The organism is Azospirillum thiophilum, assembly GCF_001305595.1.
Taxonomy (GTDB): domain Bacteria; phylum Pseudomonadota; class Alphaproteobacteria; order Azospirillales; family Azospirillaceae; genus Azospirillum; species Azospirillum thiophilum.
Genome location: NZ_CP012402.1, coordinates 854,893 through 875,142 on the forward strand (window position 1 = coordinate 854,893; position 20,250 = coordinate 875,142).

The window sequence follows — 20,250 nt, forward strand, 5'->3', positions numbered from 1 at the left end:
AAGATTCTTGTGGATCGGGTGATTTCTCCCTCTCCCCCCTGGGGTTAGGGTGAGGGGGAGAGGGCGCTTAAAGTGCTCAATGCCGCTGGGCTGGGCCGCGTTCTATTCCGTATCGTTCCAGCTTGGCGCGCAGCCCCATGCGGGACAGACCCAGTTCATCGGCGGCCTTGCTCTTGTTCCAGCGGCAGCGGACCAGCGTTTCCATCAGGATGCCGGCCTCGATCCGCTCGATGCGGGACTTCAGCGGGCCGCCCTGGCCGATCAGGGCGAGCGGCGGCAACGGGCCGTCGTCGGGCGAGGCCGGACGAGCGTTCAAAGCCGCGCCACACAGGACATGATCGGACAGAAGCTCCGCTTCCAGCGTCTCTCCTTCGGACAGCACCAGCATGCGCATGATCTCGTTCTGCAATTCGCGCACGTTGCCGGGCCAGCCATAGGCCTCCAGGCAGGCCAGCGTATCGGCGGCGAAGCCCGACATCCTCTTGCCATGGGCGGCGGACAGCCGTTCCAGGATGTGGCGTGCCAGCACCGGTATGTCGGCCGGACGGTCGCGCAGCGGCGGCATGGTCAGCGTCATCGTGCTGAGCCGGTAATAGAGATCCTCGCGGAAGCGCCCGGCCTTCACCTCGGCGGTGAGGTCGCGGTGGGTGGCGGCGACGACGCGCACATCGACCCGCCGCGTCTCGTTGGAGCCGACCGGCCGAATCTCGCCTTCCTGGAGGAAGCGCAGCAGCCGCACCTGGAAGGCCGGGCTGATGTCACCGATCTCATCCAGGAAGATGGTGCCGCCGTCCGCCTGCTCCAGCAGCCCGAGCCGGTTGCTGTGCGCGCCGGTGAAGGCTCCCTTCTTGTGGCCGAACAGCTCGCTTTCCAACAGCTCGTCGGGGATGGCGCCGCAATTCTCGCAATAGAAGGGTTGATCGCCCCGCGGGCTGCCGTAATGGATGGCGCGGGCCAGCAGTTCCTTGCCGGTACCGGTCTCGCCCAGCACCAGCACCGGCACGTTGAAGCCGGCCACCCGCTCCGCCTGACGGCAGATCTCGTCCACCGAGCTGCCGGGGGCGCGGATCAGACCATCGAAGCGGTAGGTCTGGCGCACCCGCTCTCGCCTCGTCGCCACCCGGCTTTCGGCGACCGGAGGCAGCAGTTTCAGCTCGTTGGACAGCCGGTCATGCTCGCGCTGCAACTGGTAAAGCCTGGCCGCGTTGCGGGCGGTCAGCAGCAGATGATCGGGGTGCCAGGGCTTGGTGATGAACTGGTGGATGCCCGCCGTGTTGATGGCGCCGATGATGTCCTCGGGATCGATGTAGCCGGTGATGACGATTCGCACCACCTCCGGCCAGCGCTCGCGCACCTGGGTCAGAAACCTCACCCCGCTAACCTCCGGCATCCGCTGGTCGGAAAAGACGACCTGGATCCATTCGGCTTCCAGCAGGCGCAGGCCGTCTTCCGCCGACAGAGCGGTAAAGACCTCGAACTCCTCGTCCAGCAGGCGGGCGATGACCTCGACGGAGCGCGGCTCGTCATCCACCACCAGGATGCCGGGGCGGGCGGGGTCGGTCATCGCACGTCGTCCTTCCTCATTCGATCCGCCTCATTCGACTTCGAGATCCTTGATCGTCAACTCGGTCCCGCCGTTGGGATGCAGCCGGTTGCCGCCGCAGGACGGGCAGGGGGCGAGCCGGTCGGCCAGTGCCACCGTGTCGTTGCAGTCGAAGCACCAGCCGCGGCCCGGCACCTCCAGCACCTCCAGTTCGGCCCCATCGGCCAGCGAGCCGCGCGTCACCACATCGAAGCCGAAACGCAGGGCCTCGATCTCCACACCGGCGAAGCCGCCGATCTCGAGCCGCACCTTGCGCACGCGCCGGAAATCATTGGCACGCCCGGCCTCCTCCATCGCCTGGAGCAGGCTTTCGCACAGTGCCATCTCATGCATCGCCGGCGTCTCCGCCCCTGTTTCCAATTCCCGGTTCCGTCATACCCAGCACCATCCGGCGGCTGGGACGATCCCGCCCGGACGCAGCCCGCTCCGCTTCGGGTGGGGCCTCCGGCGGTGGGGCCAGTTCCGCCTCGCGACGGCGGCGGATCTCGGCGGTCTGCGGCCCATCCTCGCGGATCGCCGGGTCGAACAGGGAAACCAGCGCCGCCGCCGCCGTTTCCGTCGCCTGCAACATGGACGCGAACTCGAACATCGGCGAGAAGAGCGAGCATGCCTTGTATCCCCCAACCCCCTTGCGGTTGGCGTGGACATACTCGTAGCGGCCGGAAGGGAACTCGATCAGCTCCTTGTCGCCAGGAACAAGGCCCGACCAGTCGTCGACCTCGCCGGGCAACAGAACCAGATTCAGGAACCAGGGCGTCACCAGCGCGCCCAGCCAGCGATCGCCATGGCGGCGGAAGCCGACCGCCTTGACCGCCAGCGCATCGTTGACGATCGGCATGCCGCGCATCTGAGCGGTGTGGATTTCCCGGAAGGCCGCTTCCAGCCGGGCGATGGCTTCGGTCGGCGGTGCAGGGGCCGGCGGTGCAGGGGCCGGCGCGAGGGCCGGCGCCGGGACCATGTCACCACCTTCCAACCTTTCCGTTGCCGGCGGTGCGACGTCGAGCGCCATGAACTGGTCGCGGGCACCGTCGCAGACAGGGCAGCGCCAATGATCCGGCAACGCCGCAAAGGGCGTGCCGGCCGGTACCTGCCAGTGCTCGCACCCCTCGGCCGGGTCGTAGGCATGCCAGCAGATCTTGCATTCCATCCGCGTCGTGGCGCCGATGCGCCTGGCGTCGCCGAGATAGGAGCCTTCGAAGCGGGCGGGCAGGGCGCTCACTGGATTTCCTCCCGCTCGATCTTCAGCGCATCCAGGATTTCCGCCAGCCGCTCGGCACTGTCGGCGATGTCCTCCGCTGCGGCGCAGACCACCGCCGGCACATCGACGATCTCGACGGTGTCGAGGATCAGCGTGTCGACCGAGTTATAGTAACGCACCCACCAGACATTCGGCGTCGCGCTGGCGGTGACGCGGCAATTGCCGTAACCGCGCGACAGGATGGTGGTTGCGCCTTGGCCAAGCCGCCCCTCGACGAAGGCCAGATCCTCCGGCGTGTGAGGCAGCAGGCTGAAATTCACCGCATGCGGGGCTTCGCCACGCCGCCAGCCGGCGCTGCGGTCCAGCAGTTCCGTCAGGATCGGCAAGCCGTTCATCAACCCGTCCGGCGGTGCTCCGGCCTCGATCGGATTCATGGGGATGAAGGCCCGGTTCAACGCCACGCGGGGGAAGGCACCGACCAGCAAGCTTTCGCGGGGCTCGCCGTCGCCAAAGGCACGAACGCGCCAGACGCCCGCCAGTGCCGCCTCCTGGATTTCCAGACGGCCTCCGGCCCGATCCACCTTCACCGCCACTTCGCCCTCGCCCAGCGCCTCTCCCACCAGGGCAAACGTCCGGGCATAGAGCCCTTCGACGGCGATGCGGAGTTCCTCGCCCGGCCGCCAACGGACCAGCGCCCGATGGATTTGGCTCAGCACACCGCCTGCGACGGCGGCGCGGTCAGGGTCGGGGATCTCCGGCAGGTGCGGTTCGTAGACGCGCATGCCCGACGGCATCGGCAGGTAATCAAGCCCGTCGTCGCCCTCTTCCGCCTGGCTGCCGGGACCGAAGCCGACCGGCGGGCGGGTCATGCCGATCAAGGAACTCATGCCTCACCCCCATCCAGGATCGCGGCGATCCGCTGCACATAATCGTCCCAGTCGCGCACGCGCGGAATGCTGCCCAGCAGCGCATCGCCGCGCAGAAAAACCAGGGCCGGCAGGCTCATCATCCCGGTACGGGCCAGCAGCGCGCGTTCCGCCGCCTCGCCGGCCACCGCAGGAGACAGGCGGGGGTGCAGGGCGCGAACCAACTCCGGCAGGATCACGGCGACATCGGCGGTCTCCGCATTTCCCTTGCCGTGGCCGGGCAGGAAGACCACCCAGTCGTTGGAGTCGTCGTTCCGCCAGGGTTGGTCGTCGGCGTTGTCCAGCCTTGCATAGCCATGCACCTCTGTCAGCAGATCGACCAGCGGTGGCAGCGGCAGGCGCGGCTTGGCCCGGGGCAGCGCCTCGGAAACGGCAAGATTGGTCACAGCGTCAGGCCTCCGTCAGGCCGGCCGCACGGGCCGCCTCCAGGTGGGGGGGAAGGGTGGGTTCACGGCCGGCCAGATCGGCAAAGGCCGTATCGAGACGCTCTCCATCCAGCGCCGCCACCATCGCCGCCAGGGCGTCGCGGATCTGCGCCGCCTCCTCCGGTTCCAGCTGTCGGCGGGCGGCGCCCAGGAAACCCAGCACCCAATCGCCGGGCCGGGCATCGGACACCAGCGACAGGTCGATGGCCGATCCATCTTCCGTCCGTCCGACGGAGCCGTCGACAGCGGTCAGGCGCAAGGGAATTCCTATGCACATGGAGCGGCGTCCTCAGGCCTGGTCGGCGGAAAGCGCCGCCAATATACGGGGATCGCCGATACGGCAGGCCGCTTCGGCGCTTGGGCGACCGGCCTCGTAGGCATCGCGGGCGATGGCAGGAGCCGCGGTGTCGGCGGTACCGGCGCGGGCGGTGCCCTCCACACCGAATTCGTCGTGCAACAGGCCGAGGATGACGTCGATGGTTGGAGCGACCTGTGCCGCGACCGTATCCGTCAGTCCGCCGCCGTAATCCTCCAGGCATTCCGGCTGGACGCCGACCAGGATAAGTCGTTGCGGGCAGCGGCCGAGGAGCATGGCACTGGCAAGCACCTCCTGAAAGCCGGTCTGGTGCAGGCTCATCTTCTTGGCACCGAGAAAAGCCGGCACATCGTCTCCGCGGAAAATCCGGCGGGTGCCCGGAGCCAGCCCGTAATCGATGGCATCGACCACGATCAACGCGTCCGCCGTCTCCAGATGCGGCAACAGGTACAAGCCCTGGGTACCGCCATCCATCAGCGTGACAGTGTCGGGAAACCGCCAATCCGCCGCCAGACGCTCCACCATACGGACACCGAATCCCTCATCGGCCCACAGGATATTGCCGATGCCCAACACCAGGATGCGGATGTCGTCTGACATTTCTCGTTTTGTCCCCGCAGGTAACACCGATGCGGCACGCCGCCGCCTGTCCGTTCGTGTTACAAGTTTCGTGCCAGTTTGCTTGCCATTGTAAACCCCTGTCATCCCGCCATCTGCGTCCCTCCAGCTGTTCGGTGCAGCAGCGATTGTGGACATGAACATTACAAAGCCAACCCAAACTGGCAAGTAGGTTGCCAGCGTGGATCATTCCTTGCCGCCCCTGCTTCGTATCCACCAACACGAACGGAGCACGGCCCATGATTGTTCGCTGACGACGAACGGTGAAACCAGGATCTGTGCGTTTATTCCAATCCGACAGGGATCTAGATCTCTCTCATCAGGACGGATGGATCCCGTCCGATGGAGGTTTGAATGGCACGGATAGTTTCTCTCCTGATGTTTGTCGGCGTCATGTCCTGCGCGGCGTTCATCGTTTCCTGATCTCCCGGTCCGTCCGATCGGAGCAGTCCATGGCCTCAAGAGGAAGTATCCAGTGGGGCCTTCGGCAGCGCGGAAGCAGGAAATTCTCAAGGCACTTCAATGCACCGTGCAGACCATGCATGGGTCGAAGGATCGCACAATGTGCTGCACCGACAACGGTGTACGCTCATCGTCCAGCACCGGCGCACCAACCAGGGCCTGTTCCAGCGGGCCCGGAATACCAGCCAGATCGCGGGGTGAGAAGTTCCAGGTGGTGGGGGCGATGATCTGGTAGCCGGCGATGCGGCCCTGCTCCACCCGAACCCAGTGGCCGAGCGCGCCGCGCGCCGCTTCGGTCAGGCCGGCGGCCTGGGCATTGTCGGGCATTTCCGCCGCCACGCACCAGGGCCCGGCGATATCGATGGCGCGCAACCAGCCTTCCATGGTGCAGGTCGTGCGGGCCAGTTCCAGCAGGCGGGCGATGACACGGCTGCGCACCGATCCACCATCCTGCGCCACCAGCGCGCGAACCAGCGGATGGCCGTCCACCAGTTGCCGGGCGATGGCGCCGGTCTCGTAGGGCAAGCCAGCCAGCCGCGGCGCCTTGCACCAGCTGTAGCCGTCCTCGTCCATTCCATCGGGCACGGTAGAACCGGCGAAGGGCGGATGAGCACGGTCCTGCCCGGCCATGCGGCTGAACCGATGATGCTCCGCCACTTGCGCCGCATCGAAAGGAGCGGCGGTCCCGTCGGCAATGGTGCCGCGGCGGTAGAGGTGCCCGCCCTCTGCGTCCGGATAGGCGCCATGGCTGAGAAAGCGGCCATAGGCGCGGCCGAGATCGGCTAGGCCGAGATCCTCTGCAATTTCCAGGAACAGGCGGAAATCGCCGTCAGGGCCGGATAGGCGCCAGCGCTCCAAATCTTCCGGTGCGGTAAGAGCCAGCACGCGGTCCAGCGGCGCACCGAACAGGCTGCTCTCCAGGAAGCGGCGGAAAGAGCAGACGGTGGCGAGCAGCCGCACCCGGTCTCGGGCATCCACCCCACGGGTGACGCCACCGGGTTGGATGGTCAGCGTGTGCGGCCACTTGCCGCCAAGGATCCCCAGCACATGGAACAGCTCAGCTCGCGCTGCCCCGGCACCGCGCACCGCAGTTCCCTGCACTGCCTTGAAACGCGCCTCTGCCCTGCCGAACCAGGGACGGCGGGCATAGGCCGGGCGGGCGAAATCGGGCATGAAGAACAGGTGGAAATGGGTCAGATGATCGGCGACATTCTCGGTTGCCGTCATCAGATTGGTCGCCAGCACCCCGTTGCGCGGGGCTTCCACCCCCATCGCCCCCGCTAGAGCCAACGCCGCGGCGTGGCTCTGCGAGACCGAACAGATACCGCAGATGCGTGGCGCCACCACCAGCGCATCCAACGGGTCACGCCCCTCCAGAATCCGCTCGAAGCCGCGGAATAGCGGCGCGTTGACGTAGGCTGCCGAAACGGCTCCGCCGCTCACCTCGAGCCGGACTTCGAGATCGCCCTCCACGCGGTTGAAGGGGCCGACGATCAGGCGGCGCTGCCCTCGGCTTTCCTGCTTGTCCACGCTCACTGCTTCAGCCTTTCCGGGTGGGACGGACGGAGGGCGGCACGACGATCCGGTCGGCGGCGGCATTGCGACGCACCCGCTCCGGCGTCGCCGCCTTGGCAAGCGAAGCCAAGGCGACGAACCACGCCTTGGGCATGTCGGTCGGCAGGCCGATGGGGATGCCGGCGAATTTCGGCGTCTGCTGGAATGGATGCCCAGGCTCTTCGAAGCCAGGCGCGGTACAGTTGATGCAGGCATAGCCACCACGGGTACAGGACCCCTCGCCATTCCACAGGCGGGTGTTGCAGTCGGCATGCGCCTGGGTGCCGAGGCAGCCCATATGCTCCATCAGGCAGCCGAGGTCCGATGGCTTTTCCGCACTCGCCTTGTATTCATAATATTCGTTGCGCGGGCAGCCATGATGGACCAGATGGTCGGCATAGAAGCGCGGGCGCCGGAGGGTGTCCAACCCATCCTCCGCCAGCGCGTCCTCGGCCAGCAGCATCAATGTCTCGGTTACCCAGTTCGGATGGGTGGGGCAGCCGGCGACATTGACCACCGGCAGGCCGCCGCGGCTGCGGAAATCGCCGTCCAGGGCGCCACCGCTCTGCGTTCCCTCATATTGCAGGCCACAGGCATCGGCAATGTTCTCGCCCGCCGCCGTGATGCCGCCATAGGCCGCGCAAGTGCCGACCGCCACCACCGTGCCGGCGACGGCGGCCAGGTCGCGCACCCAGTCGATGGTCGGGCGTCCGGTGCCGGCCAGCAGATGGAAGCGACCGGTGCCGTCAGGGCCGCGCAGCAGCGATCCTTCGACGCACAGCACGTCGAGCGGCTCGTCCCCCGACAGGACGCGTTCGAACAGCTCCACCACCTCCGCGCCGGTTTCCTCCGACAGGCTCGGATGCCACAGCAGCCGGATGCCGGCCGTCTCGAACAATGTCGCCAGATCGGGCGATTCGGCGCAGAGCAGCGACATGGTGCAGCCGCCGCAGCCACCCGATTGCAGCCAGAGCACCGACAATGGGCGCTCTCTTCCCGCAACATTCATTGCACGGCTCCCTGTCTGCAGCCGGCGGCCGGCAGGATCAGCGTGAACAAAGCGCCGCCGCCGGGATGGTTGACCGCGGTAAGGGCGCCACCATGATCATGGACCAGCTGATAGCTGATCGAAAGACCGAGCCCGGTCCCCTTGCCGACCGGCTTGGTCGTGAAGAACGGGTCGAAGATTCGGCCCAGGATCGCATCGGGAATACCATGTCCGCTGTCGCGGATGGTGACGACGATCCGTCCATCCTCCTCCCGGCCATGCAATTCCAGCCTTTTGCTTGGCGCACCGGCCATTGCGTCGATGGCATTCTGGACGAGGTTCATCGCGACCTGATGCAGATGCCCGGGATGGCCGGCAATCTCCAGCGCCTCAGGCAGATCGAAGACCACGGTCAGATCCGGCATCTGCGCCCTCGCGACCCAGGTCACGGCAGAACGCAGAAGCGCCGTCATGTCGAAGCGTTCCGAGGCGTGTTTTTGTTCCGATGAAAAGCGGCGTAGTTCCGCCACGATATCGCGCACCCGCTCGGTTCCCTCCAGCATGCCGTCCAGCGTCGCCGTCACGTCGGTCCGGGCGCGGTCGATGCGCAGCTCCTTGCGGGTAGCCGCCAGATCTGCCGCGCCGGCCCCATCATGGACCCGGTCGAGATAGGCGGTCATCCGGTCGACGTACCGGCGCATGGCGTGGGCGTTACCGTAAACGAAGGAGATCGGGTTGTTCAACTCATGCGCCACCCCGGCGACCAGCCGGCCGAGCGAAGCCATCTTCTCCGAATGGACCAGCTGCTGCTGGGTCTGCTTCAGCCCTTCATGCGCGGCCGCGAGATCGCGGTAGGCACGCCGCAATTCGCCGATCGGCCGACCGACCAGCACCAGCCCGATGGCATGGCCGCGCTGGTCGTAGCGTACCGTGCTGTTCACCGCGACGGGGAAGGGACCGGTAGGCCCACGCAGCGACAACTCCACGTCGCTCCCGCCCTCGCGGCGAAGGGCGGCGCTGCACAGCCGGGCGAAGGCGGCGTGCGAGGCCTGATCGAGAAAATCACGCAGCGGCCGGCCGGTAAGATCCCGCCCCGTGCAGGCGAGCGCGCGTTCGGCCGCCGGGTTGGTCTGCTCGATCCTGCCATCGCGGTCGCAGGCGATCAACACGTCGGTCATCGACCCCAACACGCTGGCAATGAAGGCCTGCGCCTCCTCGAGCTCCGCGTTCTTGCGCTCAAGCTCGACCTGCTGCGCCACGAGATTGGCGTAGGTCTCGTCCATCTTCCGGATCACCTCGATCCAGGCGCTCTCGGCGTCGGCATCGGTCAGCATGCCGGGGATGGAAAAGGGCTGCGACAGGGGGGCGGTCATGGTGCGGAGCCTAGCATGCCGGGCCACAGTCCAGGTGGAGGATTTCTGGCCGTGGCCATAAGCGGCCCGCCACGATGCCCCTTTGGATCAGCTCATCTGCGACCAGAGCGCGGCAAGTCCGCTCAACACCAGGACATAGAGCGCGAAGTCGAACAGCGGCGGGTGCCAGATCAAGCCATAGGCTCCAGTTGCCCGCAAGCCCCGCCGCAACAGCGCCGACAGCGCCCAGGCCAGCACGGCCATGATCAATAGCGGCGGAAGGAACAGGCCATAGATGTCGATGTCACCCATCATGCACGCACTCTTTGAAGTGAAACCATTTTGTCCGGAGGCCGCAGTTCTCCGAGGAGGGCATCCGGGAACAGGCTGCGCCGCAGCGATGCCAGCGCCACCGCCGCGCGGTCGCGCTCAGGGCAGGGTAGGGCGGCGCCGATGGCCGAAAGCAGATCGTCCATGCTCTCCAGAAGCTCCGCGGGTGCAGGATCGGGCCGCTTGGCCGACAAGGCGCGGAAATGTCCGGCGACGCCCCGCAGTGTCCGCTCCAGCGCCGGCCCGGCCTCCTGGCCAAGGGTCGGGCGGACCCGTTGCAGTTCCACCACGTTCAGCCCAACACGCAGGTCCCGCACCGCGTCGATGGCGTCGACATCCACCGACCCGGTCGCCTGCGCCAACCGGACGGACAGCAGGCCGACACGATCCAGCATCCGGCTTTCGAAGCCATCGGCCGACGGCACACTGCGATCCTTTGCACTCACCGCCGCAAGATCGGCGATCTCGCCCCACCCCGCATGCAGCAGGCGCCGGGCACTCCAGACCGCGCCGACCGACCGGCACATCCGGGTGACCAGCATCGCGGTGACGATGCCGACGATCTGCCCGGTGCTGCTGTTCAAGAAGGAGGCGAAATCGCCATTGCCGGTGTCGAGCAGGCTGAGCGAGCCGCCAACCCCAAAGATCAGCGCCATCGCCTTGCCCATAACCACCGGGCGGGCCACAAACACGCCCAGCGTCAACAGTGTCGGCGCCAAACACAGCACCAGCATCGGAAAGCTGTCAAAAGAGGGCAGCACCACCAGCAGATAGAAGGCCGACAGCGGCAGGGAGGCCAACGTATAGACCAGGAACAGCCGTATGCCCGGGACTGGATCGTCAAAGGAGGCAAAGAAGCAGGTGAAGACCGCCACCATCATCGCCGCTGCCGAGCCGGACGACCAGCCGGTCAGGATCCAAAAACCGCCGACAATCGTGATCCCCAGCACCGCCGCCGCCGCCGACCACAATGCCATGCCGCGATCGACATGGAACACGCCGCGGGATCGCTTGCGCGCCAGCGGATCGAGATGGTCGGGCAGGGAACGGTTTCCCGATGCGACATGCGCCCGAAGCTCCCGGCAGTCGCGATGAATTTCAACCAGTGCACGCAGGCGATGGATCAGGCTGAAGCGGGTCGCAACCCTCCAACCGTCGGCCAAGTCCGGCCCCTCGTCCGCCGCCAACCGGTCGAGCCGGTCGATCAGCCGCCCAGCCTCGGCGGACTTGGCTGCGGCTCCGACGGCGATCCAGTTCCGCACCTCATCCAACGCCGTCGCCAGGCCGTCGGGCACGGGTCCGTCGGAGCCAGGGTCGGACGATATCGTACCGTCGGGCCGGCGCAGCGCGTTCAACCGGTCCTGCACCGCGGTCAGCACCGGCAGGAGATAGACCATGCGATCCTGTAAGGCCCGCATCGGTCGCGTCATCCAGCGCAGATCGGAAGTGTCGTAGGGCAGGTGGGTGGTCATCACCCGCAATTCGGTCAGGTCCGTCGCCATCTTGTGGCGGTCGCGCAAACGGGCATCGGCGCCTGCCCCGTCCAGCGCGTCCAGGGTCCAGCGCTCCGCATCGCGCAGCGCCGTATCCAGGCGGGCGAGCAGAACCGGCCCCAGCCCACGCGGCAGTACGACGCTGTGCACCACCGTGGCGCAGACGATGCCCAGGATGATTTCCTCCACCCGCGCCAGTCCGGTGTCGAAGATCGCCTCCGGATTTGCAACACCGGGGAAGACGATGAGGCTAGCGGTGTAGCCGGCGAGCATGAAGGTGTAGCTGCGCGGTGTTCGGTCCAGCAGCGAGACGAACAGGCAGCCTCCAACCCAAAGAGCCACCGCCAAAGTCAGAAGTTCGGGCGCGTTGATCAGTTCGACCGTCAATACAAGGGAGACGATGCAGCCGATCACCGTGCCTACGACGCGGAAGACCGCTTTCGACCGCACCGTCCCCGACAGCGGGCTCGACACGACATAGGCCGTCAGCATAGCCCAGAAAGGCCGCGGCAATCCCATGCCGAACGCAATGTAGAGCGCCAGCATGGAGGCTGCGAAGGACTTCAGCGAGAAGAGCAGTTCATCGAATGTGGGAGCTTTCGGCATTTGAAAACACACTCACCGCGCGTCCGGCCGGCCCGGCAGCGCGGCCACCTTGGGCGACCGGTCGGGTGCACCCACCACAGTGACGGTGGCCGTGCGGCCGGCGACGAGTTGGAACGGGTCCGGCACGTCGTCCAGCGCGATGCGGACAGGAATGCGCTGGGCGAGGCGCACCCAGTTGAAGGTGGGATTGACGTTGGCGACCAGCCCGGTTCCCTCCGCCCGGTCGCGGTCGACGATGGCGCGGGTGATGCTGTCGACATGGCCGCGCAGTTCGGCAGCCGAGCCCATGATCCGCACCGAGACGGGAGCGCCGACGTGGATGCGCGGCAGCTTCGTCTCCTCGAAATAGCCCATGACATAGAAGGAATGACGGTCGATCAGCGCCACCACCGCCTGACCGGCGGCGACATAGTTGCCGGCCTTCAGTTGCAGGTTGGTGACATAGCCGTCGACGGTCGCCTTCACCTCCGTCCGCTCCAGATTGAAACGGGCGAGGTCAAGAGCCGCTTCGGCCTGTCGGGTGGCGGCCATCGCCTTGGCCAGCGCCGACATCACCTCCTGCCGCTGGGCGGTGGAAACGACGTTGTTGCCGAGTTGTTCGTACCGATGCGCCTCGGCGTCGCGATAGGACTGCTCGGCCTTGGTGCTGTCCAGATTGGCCTCGGCCTGCTTCACCGCCAGCCGGTAGCGCCCGGGATCGACGACGAACAGCAGGTCGCCTTTCCGGACCGATTGGTTGTCGGCGATGCGGACATCGGTCACCAGCCCGGAAACGTCGGGCGATACTTGGACGATATCGGCCCGCACCCGGCCGTCGCGGGTCCAAGGCTCATTCATGTAATAGTCCCACAGCCACAGGCCGCCGCCTACCGCCACCGCGGTTATCAGCAGAGTCATGGCGACCCGGGCGACCGCCCGGAAGGAAGGCAGGAGTGTCACAGTCTTGGTTCCTCAGTCACCGCATCGGTCCGAACGGTGGCGCCGCACGTCCACGCTCAGCGTTATCCGGGCCGTATCGCGGTTAGGTCTGTTCGCGCTTGGCATTCGCCTCAATCATCGCGAGGACGCGATAGCAGGCTTCCACGTCGGATTCCGTCGCATCAGCGATCAGCCGCTGCCGAATATCGTTCAGCGCTTCATTCACCTGCACCAATAGGTTGCGGCCGGCGTCGGTCATGTGCAGAGTCTTCGCCCGACGGTCGCTAGAATCTTCTCGTCGTTCCAGCAGGCCTGCGACTTCCAAACCGTCGAGCAACCGCACGAGTGAGGGCCCTTCGACCGCCATCTCGTCCGCGAGTTCCCGCTGTCGCATCCCGTCGCCGAGTTCGGCCAACAGCATCAGCGGCGCTATAGCCGAAGTGGAAAATCCGCTATCTGCCAATACCTTGTTCGCTGCTCGCCGCCAGAGATGGGAGGCGCGGAACAAGTGAAGGCCGAAGTTGGGAGGACTGTGAAGAGACTTATCCTTTAGCATTCCTATTTAATAGGCTTCCTATCGAAATTCGGCAAGAGGCTAAAGACGCAATGGAGGCACAGGTTATCGCATAACTGAATTGAATCAGTGTTATATGGAAAAAACTTATAATTTCCATAATTATAGTTATGCGTTTTATATTTGTAAGCGCAAAGTTAGAATGTCAGTCCCTCGCAACATAGAAGTGTCAGTCTTCCGTCAGGTTTTCGACGGCTGGGAGGCTGGCGATGGGCTGGATCACGATGAGCGAACAGGACTTGCAACGGGTCGAGGTTCTCGGCGAGGTGCTGAGCGGTCGCCGTGGGATCGGATCGGCGGCGTCGGTTCTGGCTTTGAGCGAGCGTCAGGTGTGGCGACTTCTGGCGCGCTACAAGGCTGGTGGCGGCGGCGCTTTGGTTCACCGGGGGCGCGGCCGTCCGTCGAACCGGCGGCTTGGCGATGAGGTGCGGGAGCAGGCGTTGGAGCTGGTTCGCAGCCGGTACGGCGATTTCGGCCCGACCCTTGCGGCGGAGATGCTGCGGGACACGCATGGGCTGACGGTGTCGCGCGAGACGTTGCGCCAGTGGATGGCGGACGCTGGCCTTTGGCTGTCGCGCCGGCAGCGCCGGCAGTTCCACCCTCCCCGGCTGCGCCGCGAGCGGTTCGGCGAGTTGATCCAGATCGACGGCAGCGAGCACCGCTGGTTCGAGGATCGCGGCGATCCCTGCACGCTTCTGGTGTTCATCGACGATGCGACGGGCCGGCTGATGCAGCTTCGCTTCGCCGTCTCGGAGAGCGCCTTTTCCTACTTCGAGGCGTTGGAGGGCTATCTGAATGCCCATGGCCGGCCGCTGTCCTTCTACTCGGACAAATACTCGGTGTTCCGGGTTTCGCAGCGCGAGGCGAAGGGCGGCCAGGGCATGACGCAGTTCGGCCGGGCCTTGGCGGAATTGAACATCGAGATCCTGTGCGCCAACTCCAGTCAGGCCAAAGGGCGGGTCGAACGGGTGAACCGGACGTTGCAGGACCGGCTAGTGAAGGAATTGCGGCTGGCCGGCATCACCGGCATCGAAGCGGGCAATGCTTTCCTGCCCGGCTTCATCGAGCGCTTCAACGCCCGCTTTGCCCTGCCCCCTGCCCGGCCGGACGATCTGCACCGGCCGTTGAACATCGCGCCGGATCGGTTGCGCCAGGTGCTGTGCTGGCGCGAACAGCGCCATGTCGGGCAGCAGTTGACGCTGTCCTACGAACGCAAGCTTATCATGCTGGAGGAGACGGAGCTGACGCGGGGACTGGTTGGCCAGTATGTCGACACCTACGCCTTCGCCGACGGCCGTCTGGAGGTGCGATGGAAAGGGGTGGCGCTGCCTTATCGGGCCTTCGACAAGGACCAGCGGGTCACCCAGGGCGACGTCGTGGAGAACAAGCGGCTGAGTGCGGTGCTGGCCCAGGTGAAAGAGATGCAGGAGAGCCGGCCGCCACCGCGGGTGAAGACCAACAGCGAGAAGAACGGCTACCGCAAAACAGGCCGGCGCAAGCGGGACAGCGGGCTTCCCGATGGCGCCTGCGCGGCTGATTGACCGCAGGCACTTGCCTCCTATCCGCAAAGCCCCGGTGCGGCCGGCATGTCTGGCAGCAGGATGATGGCTCGGCGATCGGCGTTGCCGTCAAGCCCTGCGCCTGCGGCGCACCGCAAAGCGGCTCCGGGGCTTGACCGCGCCGCCGAGCCGAACCCCAACGCATCCATGCCAGATATGCCGAAGAAGCCCGACAGCCAAACTACACGGCCAAGCCGAAGCTACCTCTCTGACATTCCTATTTTGCGCAATCCACTGACACTTCTACCCGGTTGCAACAATATTCCTGCATAGCGCGCTTCCTAACTCAGCACCAAACCACTGATACTTCTATCCGGTGGAAACACTGGTCAATGGATCGATAAGTAATGCGGTCATCATACACGCGCAATGTGCTAAGGCTGGGACTCATAACCAGTAGGATACAGTAGCGGCGATTTGGACGGCTGCCATGAAGTTGGTGGCGGACCGGTCATATCGGGTGGCGATGCGCCGGAAGTCCTTGAGGCGTCCGAACATACGCTCGATGACATTACGGTTCCGGTAGAGATACGGAGAGAAGCAGTTTTTCCAGCGCTTGTAGGCACGTGGCGGAATGTTGGGCGCGACCCCGGCCTCTTCGATCTTCCGGCGGACAGCGGCACTGTCGTAGCCCTTGTCGCCGTGCAGGAGATCGGTGGCCGGCATCCGGTCGAGCAGACGGTCGGCGGCGGTGCAGTCGGCCACCTGACTGCCGGTCAGCAGGAAGGCGAGCGGCCGACCGCGTGGATCGCTCAGGGCGTGGATTTTGGTGGTTCGTCCGCCACGGGACCGTCCGATAGCCTGGGCGCGCTCCCCCCTTTGCCGCCACTCGCCGAACGATGGGCGCGCACGGCCGTGGAGTCGATCATCACCTGGGCCGGTGGGCCACCTGCCGCTGCCAACGCATGAAAGATGTCCTCCCACACGCCCTTGGCCGCCCAGCGGACGAAGCGGTTGTAGAGCGTCTTGCGGGGGCCGTAGACCGGTGGAGCATCCGCCCAGCGCCCGCCCGACTCAGCACATGGACGATTCCGCTGATCACATGGCGATCGTCCACGCGCGGCTTGCCTCGGGTGTCGGGCGGAAGGTGCGGCTCAAGCCGCCCAAACTGCTCCACCGTCAACCAGAACTGACCGTCGCTCATCGCAAAGCCCCTTTCCAGGGCGTTGAATCACAACGGCTCCCTGACGGAAAGGCTCTTTATGGGTCCGGACCCTAGAAGGACGCGGCCTTCGGATGGATGTCTGGCGGTCGGGACCACCGCGGAAGACTGCTGGAACCTGATAATCAAGCACATGCTGAACTATTATGATAAAGATCTCCGGCAATGACAACCGGATGCGCCTGCGATGATCCCGACCGGATTTGACCTATGCCTACCATTTCGATCTCCGGCAATGCGTCACCAATCGAGGGGCATGCAGTCATGACCAACTCCACCACACTTGAAGCGGTACTCATCGGCAAGGCTGTGCCTTTCAGGCTTCCGGACACGGCCAGCGCCATAGACAAGCAGCCGGTGGGACGCCCGGTATCGGTCGGACCAGCCGGCCTGACGGGTGACGAGCAGGGCGACCGGCGCAATCACGGAGGGCCGGACAAGGCGGTTCACCACTATCCCTTCGACCATTACGCGGCATGGCGCAGCGACCTGCCCTTCCCAACTGCATCGACCGAACTTCTGGATGCACCGGGAGCCTTCGGCGAGAATCTGGCGACGCTGGGACTGACCGAGGAGTCGGTCTGCGTCGGCGACGTCTTCCGGATCGGGACGGCGACGCTTCAGGTCAGCCAGGCCCGGCAGCCTTGTTGGAAGCTGAACCACCGATTCGGCATGAAGGACATGGCTAGGCGGGTCCAGGCCACCGGCCGAACCGGCTGGTATTACCGGGTGCTCGAACCGGGCATGGTGGCCATGGGCGACAACATCACGCTTCTCGACCGTCCCCTGCCCGACTGGACGCTGGCCCGCATCCTGCGCGCCTTCTATCAGGATACACACGATATCCGCACGCTGATCGGGATATCGGTGCTGGAACCGCTGGCCATGGGCTGGCGGGAGTTGGCCAGGCGACGTGTCGAAAGCGGCAGGGTGGAGGATTGGACGGCCCGGCTGGGCGAGTAGCCGACGGCGCGGATAGACGTCATACGTCTGTCATGGAGCTGCTGTAGCGTTGCGCGCGGGCGCGGGGTCGTGCCGACGCTGCAACAAGGGAAGTTCCCGTGTACGACATGTCCGTATCGAACGCCAACCCGCCCTCGGTCCCGGCCAGTGATGTCCTCCCCTTCTCGCCCTGCAGATCGTCGGTGCGCATCCGCTCCTCGGTGGAGGAAGACGTGCCGGCGATGCTGGACATCTACAGCCACCATATCCAACGGGGACTTGGCCCATTCGACATCGAGCCTCCCCATCCAGAAGAGTTGAAACGCCGCCGCAAGGCGATGCTGAAGCGGCGATTGCCGCATCTGGTCGCCGATCTCGGGGGGCAGGTGGTCGGCTACGCCTTTGCCGGCCCCTTCCGCAAGAGGCCGGCATATCGCTACACCGCCGAACATTCGATCTACGTCCACAAAGACCATCTCGGCCACGGTATCGGCCGACTTCTGCTGCCGGCGCTGATCGATGCCTGCACCACCGCCGGCTGCCGCCAAATGATCGCGGTGGTCGACAGCGCCAACGGGCCATCGCTTCGCCTGCATGAATCCTTCGGCTTCGTGCAAGCCGGAGTGCTGCGCAGTGTCGGGTTCAAGTTCGGCCGTTGGACCGACAGCGTCTTCCTCCAGCGTGCCCTGGGGGCGGCCGACCGCGAGCCGCCGCACGACCACCGCGCCGCCCAGCCGCTGGCAGAATAGTCACCCTTGCCCACCGCCGGGCTTCCATCTTTCCCTTTGAACCTCTTTCCGCCTCTACCGGAGACCCATCGCATGGATTTTTTCCGCCGCTTCAACTTCCTGGTCTGCGCCCCCGCCTTCGAGGTGGACGAACTGGAGGGTATGCGGCTTCAGCAGATCCTTTCTGAAGTCGAGCGGATGGGCTTCGAAGTCGTGCGTGCTCGCCGGGTCGAGGATGCCGAACTGGCGATCCGCACCGACGCCGCCATCGGCTGCATGATCGTCGATTGGGGCAAGCGCGGTGCCGACGGCAAGCAGGCCTCGCTGATCGCCTTCGCCCGCCAGCGCGGGCTGGAGATGCCGATCATCCTGCTGGTCCGCCGCCAGCGGCTGGAGAACATCCCGGTGGATGTTCTCAACCAGGTCGACGGTTACATCTTCCTGGCGGAGGAGACGCCGGAGTTCATCGCCAAGAACCTGGTCAGCCGGTTGAAGCAATATGCCGATACGTTGAAGACCCCCTTCTTCGGCGCGCTGGTCGATTATGCCGAGGAAGGCAACCAGCTTTGGACCTGTCCCGGCCACAATGGCGGCATCTTCTACAGCCGCAGCCCGATCGGCCGCATCTTCGTCGAGCATCTGGGCGAGGCCGTGTTCCGCGACGACATCGACAATTCGGTCTTGGAGATGGGCGACCTGTTGGTCCATGAGGGACCGGCGCTGCAGGCGCAGAAGGAGGCGGCCCGCATCTTCGGAGCGGAGCGCACCTATTTCGTACTGAACGGCACGTCCGCATCCAACAAGATCGTGCTGTCGGCGCTGGTGGCGGAGGACGACCTCGTCCTGTTCGACCGCAACAACCACAAGGCGGCCCACCATGGCAGCCTGTTCCTTGGCGGCGGCATCCCGATCTTCCTGGAGACGGAGCGCAACGCCCACGGGCTGATCGGCCCCATCGACCCGCAGGCGCTGGACGAGGAGGTGATCCGCGAGCGCATCCGCCGCAACCCGCTGGTCAAGGATCCTGATGCCTGGAAGCGCGAACGCCCCTTCCGCGCGGCGGTGATCCAGCAATGCAGCTATGACGGCACCATCTACAACGCACAGATGATGCTGGAGCGGATCGGCAAGCTCTGCGATTATATCCTGTTCGACGAGGCCTGGGCCGGCTTCCTGAAGTTCCATCCGCTGTTCAAGGGCCATTTCGCCATGGGGCTGGAGGGGCTGCACGACGGCCATCCCGGCATCATCGCCACCCAGTCGACCCACAAGCAGCTGGCCAGCTTCTCCCAGGCTTCGCAGATTCATGTGAAGGACAACCACATCAAGGGCCAGCGCCGCCGGGTCGAGCATCGCCGCTTCAACGAGACCTTCCTGCTGCATGCCTCGACCTCGCCCTTCTATCCGCTGTTCGCCTCGCTGGACGTCGGCGCGCAGATGATGAAGGGGCGGTCGGGCGAGGTGCTGTGGGATGACACCATCCGGCTCGGCATCGAGCTGCGCAAGAAGATCCGGGCCATCCGCCGCGAGTTCGAAGAACGCGAAACCGACCCGGCCAAGCGCTGGTTCTTCGACCCCTTCGTCCCCGACCGCGTCATCCGCAACGGTGCGGAGACCGCATGGGAGGAGGTGCCGACCGACGAGTTGGCGACCGATGTCCGCCATTGGGAATTCGCCCCTGGCGCCGACTGGCACGGCTTCCAGCATGTGGAGCCGGGCTATGCCATGACCGATCCCAACAAGCTGACGCTGCTGACCCCGGGATTCGACCGTCACAGCGGCGCCTATGGCAGCCACGGCATCCCGGCTCCGGTGGTGGCGCAGTATCTGCGCGAAAACCGGATCGTCCCGGAAAAGAACGACCTGAATTCACTGCTGTTCCTGCTGACGCCGGGCGTGGAATCGAGCAAGGCCGGCACCTTGCTGAGCGGCCTGGTCGCCTTCAAGCGGCTGCACGACGACAACGCCGCGCTGGAGGAGGTCATTCCCGAATTCGTCGCCAAGCGGCGCGGCCATTACCTGGGCCGGCGCCTGCGCGATCTGTGCGCGGAGATGCATGCCTTCTACCGCGAGAAGAATACCAGTGCCTTGCAGCGCGCCATCTTCCGGCCGGACCATCTGCCGACCATGGCTATGCCTCCGCGCGAGGCGACGCGTCATCTGGTGCGCAACAACGTCGATTACATCCCGATCGACGAGATTTCTGGCCGGATCGCCACCACGCTGTGGGTGGTCTACCCGCCGGGCATCGCCACCATCGTCCCCGGCGAAAGGCTGGACGCGCGGGCCAAGCCGATGATCGATTATCTGAAAGTATTCCAGGACAGCGCCAACCGCTTCCCCGGCTTCGACAATGAGATCCAGGGACTGTACCGCGAGACCGACGCCAACGGGGTGATCCGTTACTTTACCTATGTGGTGCGGGAATAAAAAACATCCGATCCATGTCCGCAATACATCCGGGGATGTTGGCCCTCAGATTCATTGCGGACATGC

The 20,250-nt window shown here is 65.3% G+C and carries 18 protein-coding genes and 1 pseudogene; 4 read left to right on the top strand and 15 right to left on the bottom strand.

Annotation, left to right across the window (positions count from 1 at the left end; genetic code table 11):
* Positions 1–76: 76 nt before the first annotated feature.
* From AL072_RS17380 to AL072_RS17445, 14 genes are all read right to left on the bottom strand, one after another.
* Positions 77–1,564, bottom strand: a complete 1,488-nt coding sequence (locus AL072_RS17380) for a sigma-54-dependent transcriptional regulator (RefSeq protein ID WP_045583012.1) — start codon at positions 1,562–1,564, stop codon at positions 77–79.
* Between the two features lie 30 nt (positions 1,565–1,594).
* A complete protein-coding gene (gene hypA / locus AL072_RS17385; RefSeq protein WP_045583011.1) occupies positions 1,595–1,936 on the bottom strand; it encodes a hydrogenase maturation nickel metallochaperone HypA in 342 nt (113 codons plus the stop codon).
* A complete protein-coding gene (locus AL072_RS17390) occupies positions 1,929–2,822 on the bottom strand; it encodes a [NiFe]-hydrogenase assembly chaperone HybE (protein WP_052710100.1) in 894 nt (297 codons plus the stop codon). The genes hypA and AL072_RS17390 overlap by 8 nt, the downstream gene beginning before the upstream one ends.
* Positions 2,819–3,688, bottom strand: coding sequence for a hydrogenase expression/formation protein (locus AL072_RS17395; RefSeq protein ID WP_045583010.1), 870 nt, complete (start codon positions 3,686–3,688; stop codon positions 2,819–2,821). Before AL072_RS17395 ends, AL072_RS17390 begins: the two co-directional genes overlap by 4 nt.
* Complete coding sequence (locus tag AL072_RS17400; protein ID WP_052710099.1) at positions 3,685–4,113, bottom strand: thioredoxin domain-containing protein; 429 nt, start codon at positions 4,111–4,113, stop codon at positions 3,685–3,687. Before AL072_RS17400 ends, AL072_RS17395 begins: the two co-directional genes overlap by 4 nt.
* A gap of 4 nt (positions 4,114–4,117) precedes the next feature.
* Positions 4,118–4,411 (bottom strand): HypC/HybG/HupF family hydrogenase formation chaperone, encoded by a 294-nt coding sequence (locus tag AL072_RS17405; RefSeq protein WP_245636827.1) that lies wholly within the window; start codon positions 4,409–4,411, stop codon positions 4,118–4,120.
* 30 nt (positions 4,412–4,441) lie between these two features.
* Complete coding sequence (locus tag AL072_RS17410; RefSeq protein ID WP_245636828.1) at positions 4,442–5,173, bottom strand: HyaD/HybD family hydrogenase maturation endopeptidase; 732 nt, start codon at positions 5,171–5,173, stop codon at positions 4,442–4,444.
* Positions 5,174–5,605: 432 nt separating this feature from the next.
* A complete protein-coding gene (locus AL072_RS17415; protein WP_245636829.1) occupies positions 5,606–7,084 on the bottom strand; it encodes a nickel-dependent hydrogenase large subunit in 1,479 nt (492 codons plus the stop codon).
* Positions 7,085–7,088: 4 nt separating this feature from the next.
* Positions 7,089–8,078, bottom strand: a complete 990-nt coding sequence (locus tag AL072_RS17420; protein WP_245636905.1) for an NADH-quinone oxidoreductase subunit B family protein — start codon at positions 8,076–8,078, stop codon at positions 7,089–7,091.
* Positions 8,079–8,107: 29 nt separating this feature from the next.
* The gene (locus tag AL072_RS17425) at positions 8,108–9,463 is read right to left on the bottom strand and encodes an ATP-binding protein (RefSeq protein ID WP_045583006.1); all 1,356 of its coding nucleotides are present in this window, start codon (positions 9,461–9,463) and stop codon (positions 8,108–8,110) included.
* An 87-nt stretch (positions 9,464–9,550) separates the two neighbouring features.
* The gene (locus AL072_RS17430) at positions 9,551–9,757 is read right to left on the bottom strand and encodes a DUF1656 domain-containing protein (RefSeq protein ID WP_082109034.1); all 207 of its coding nucleotides are present in this window, start codon (positions 9,755–9,757) and stop codon (positions 9,551–9,553) included.
* Complete coding sequence (locus AL072_RS17435; RefSeq protein ID WP_045583004.1) at positions 9,754–11,871, bottom strand: FUSC family protein; 2,118 nt, start codon at positions 11,869–11,871, stop codon at positions 9,754–9,756. The genes AL072_RS17430 and AL072_RS17435 overlap by 4 nt, the downstream gene beginning before the upstream one ends.
* A 12-nt stretch (positions 11,872–11,883) precedes the next feature.
* Positions 11,884–12,810 (bottom strand): efflux RND transporter periplasmic adaptor subunit, encoded by a 927-nt coding sequence (locus AL072_RS17440; protein ID WP_245636830.1) that lies wholly within the window; start codon positions 12,808–12,810, stop codon positions 11,884–11,886.
* A gap of 82 nt (positions 12,811–12,892) precedes the next feature.
* Positions 12,893–13,345, bottom strand: coding sequence for a MarR family winged helix-turn-helix transcriptional regulator (locus AL072_RS17445; RefSeq protein WP_052710098.1), 453 nt, complete (start codon positions 13,343–13,345; stop codon positions 12,893–12,895).
* Positions 13,346–13,572: 227 nt separating this feature from the next.
* On the opposite strand from AL072_RS17445, the gene AL072_RS17450 reads away from it, so the two are divergent.
* On the top strand, positions 13,573–14,904 hold the full coding sequence (locus tag AL072_RS17450) for an ISNCY family transposase (protein ID WP_045580124.1): 1,332 nt from the start codon (positions 13,573–13,575) through the stop codon (positions 14,902–14,904).
* 405 nt (positions 14,905–15,309) lie between these two features.
* Here the strand turns inward: AL072_RS17450 and AL072_RS33565 are convergent.
* A pseudogene (locus AL072_RS33565) lies at positions 15,310–16,066 on the bottom strand (IS5 family transposase).
* Between the two features lie 282 nt (positions 16,067–16,348).
* Between AL072_RS33565 and AL072_RS17460 the strand changes: the two are divergent.
* The 3 genes from AL072_RS17460 (at position 16,349) to AL072_RS17470 (ending at position 20,184) form a co-directional block, all read left to right on the top strand.
* A complete protein-coding gene (locus tag AL072_RS17460) occupies positions 16,349–17,047 on the top strand; it encodes an MOSC domain-containing protein (RefSeq protein ID WP_045583003.1) in 699 nt (232 codons plus the stop codon).
* A 107-nt stretch (positions 17,048–17,154) separates the two neighbouring features.
* The gene (locus AL072_RS17465) at positions 17,155–17,775 is read left to right on the top strand and encodes a GNAT family N-acetyltransferase (protein ID WP_045583359.1); all 621 of its coding nucleotides are present in this window, start codon (positions 17,155–17,157) and stop codon (positions 17,773–17,775) included.
* A gap of 72 nt (positions 17,776–17,847) precedes the next feature.
* Positions 17,848–20,184 carry an Orn/Lys/Arg family decarboxylase gene (locus AL072_RS17470; protein WP_045583002.1) on the top strand — a complete coding sequence of 779 codons (2,337 nt, stop codon included), beginning with the start codon at positions 17,848–17,850 and terminating at the stop codon, positions 20,182–20,184.
* The last annotated feature ends 66 nt before the right edge of the window (positions 20,185–20,250 follow it).

Coding starts and splice junctions, on each gene's coding strand:
- AL072_RS17460 (WP_045583003.1), top strand. CDS start 16,349: ATGACCAACTCCACCACACTTGAAGCGGTACTCATCGGCAAGGCTGTG.
- AL072_RS17410 (WP_245636828.1), bottom strand. CDS start 5,173: ATGACAGGGGTTTACAATGGCAAGCAAACTGGCACGAAACTTGTAACA.
- AL072_RS17465 (WP_045583359.1), top strand. CDS start 17,155: ATGTCCGTATCGAACGCCAACCCGCCCTCGGTCCCGGCCAGTGATGTC.
- AL072_RS17430 (WP_082109034.1), bottom strand. CDS start 9,757: ATGATGGGTGACATCGACATCTATGGCCTGTTCCTTCCGCCGCTATTG.
- AL072_RS17470 (WP_045583002.1), top strand. CDS start 17,848: ATGGATTTTTTCCGCCGCTTCAACTTCCTGGTCTGCGCCCCCGCCTTC.
- AL072_RS17380 (WP_045583012.1), bottom strand. CDS start 1,564: ATGACCGACCCCGCCCGCCCCGGCATCCTGGTGGTGGATGACGAGCCG.
- hypA (WP_045583011.1), bottom strand. CDS start 1,936: ATGCATGAGATGGCACTGTGCGAAAGCCTGCTCCAGGCGATGGAGGAG.
- AL072_RS17395 (WP_045583010.1), bottom strand. CDS start 3,688: ATGAGTTCCTTGATCGGCATGACCCGCCCGCCGGTCGGCTTCGGTCCC.
- AL072_RS17425 (WP_045583006.1), bottom strand. CDS start 9,463: ATGACCGCCCCCCTGTCGCAGCCCTTTTCCATCCCCGGCATGCTGACC.
- AL072_RS17445 (WP_052710098.1), bottom strand. CDS start 13,345: ATGCTAAAGGATAAGTCTCTTCACAGTCCTCCCAACTTCGGCCTTCAC.
- AL072_RS17435 (WP_045583004.1), bottom strand. CDS start 11,871: ATGCCGAAAGCTCCCACATTCGATGAACTGCTCTTCTCGCTGAAGTCC.
- AL072_RS17450 (WP_045580124.1), top strand. CDS start 13,573: ATGGGCTGGATCACGATGAGCGAACAGGACTTGCAACGGGTCGAGGTT.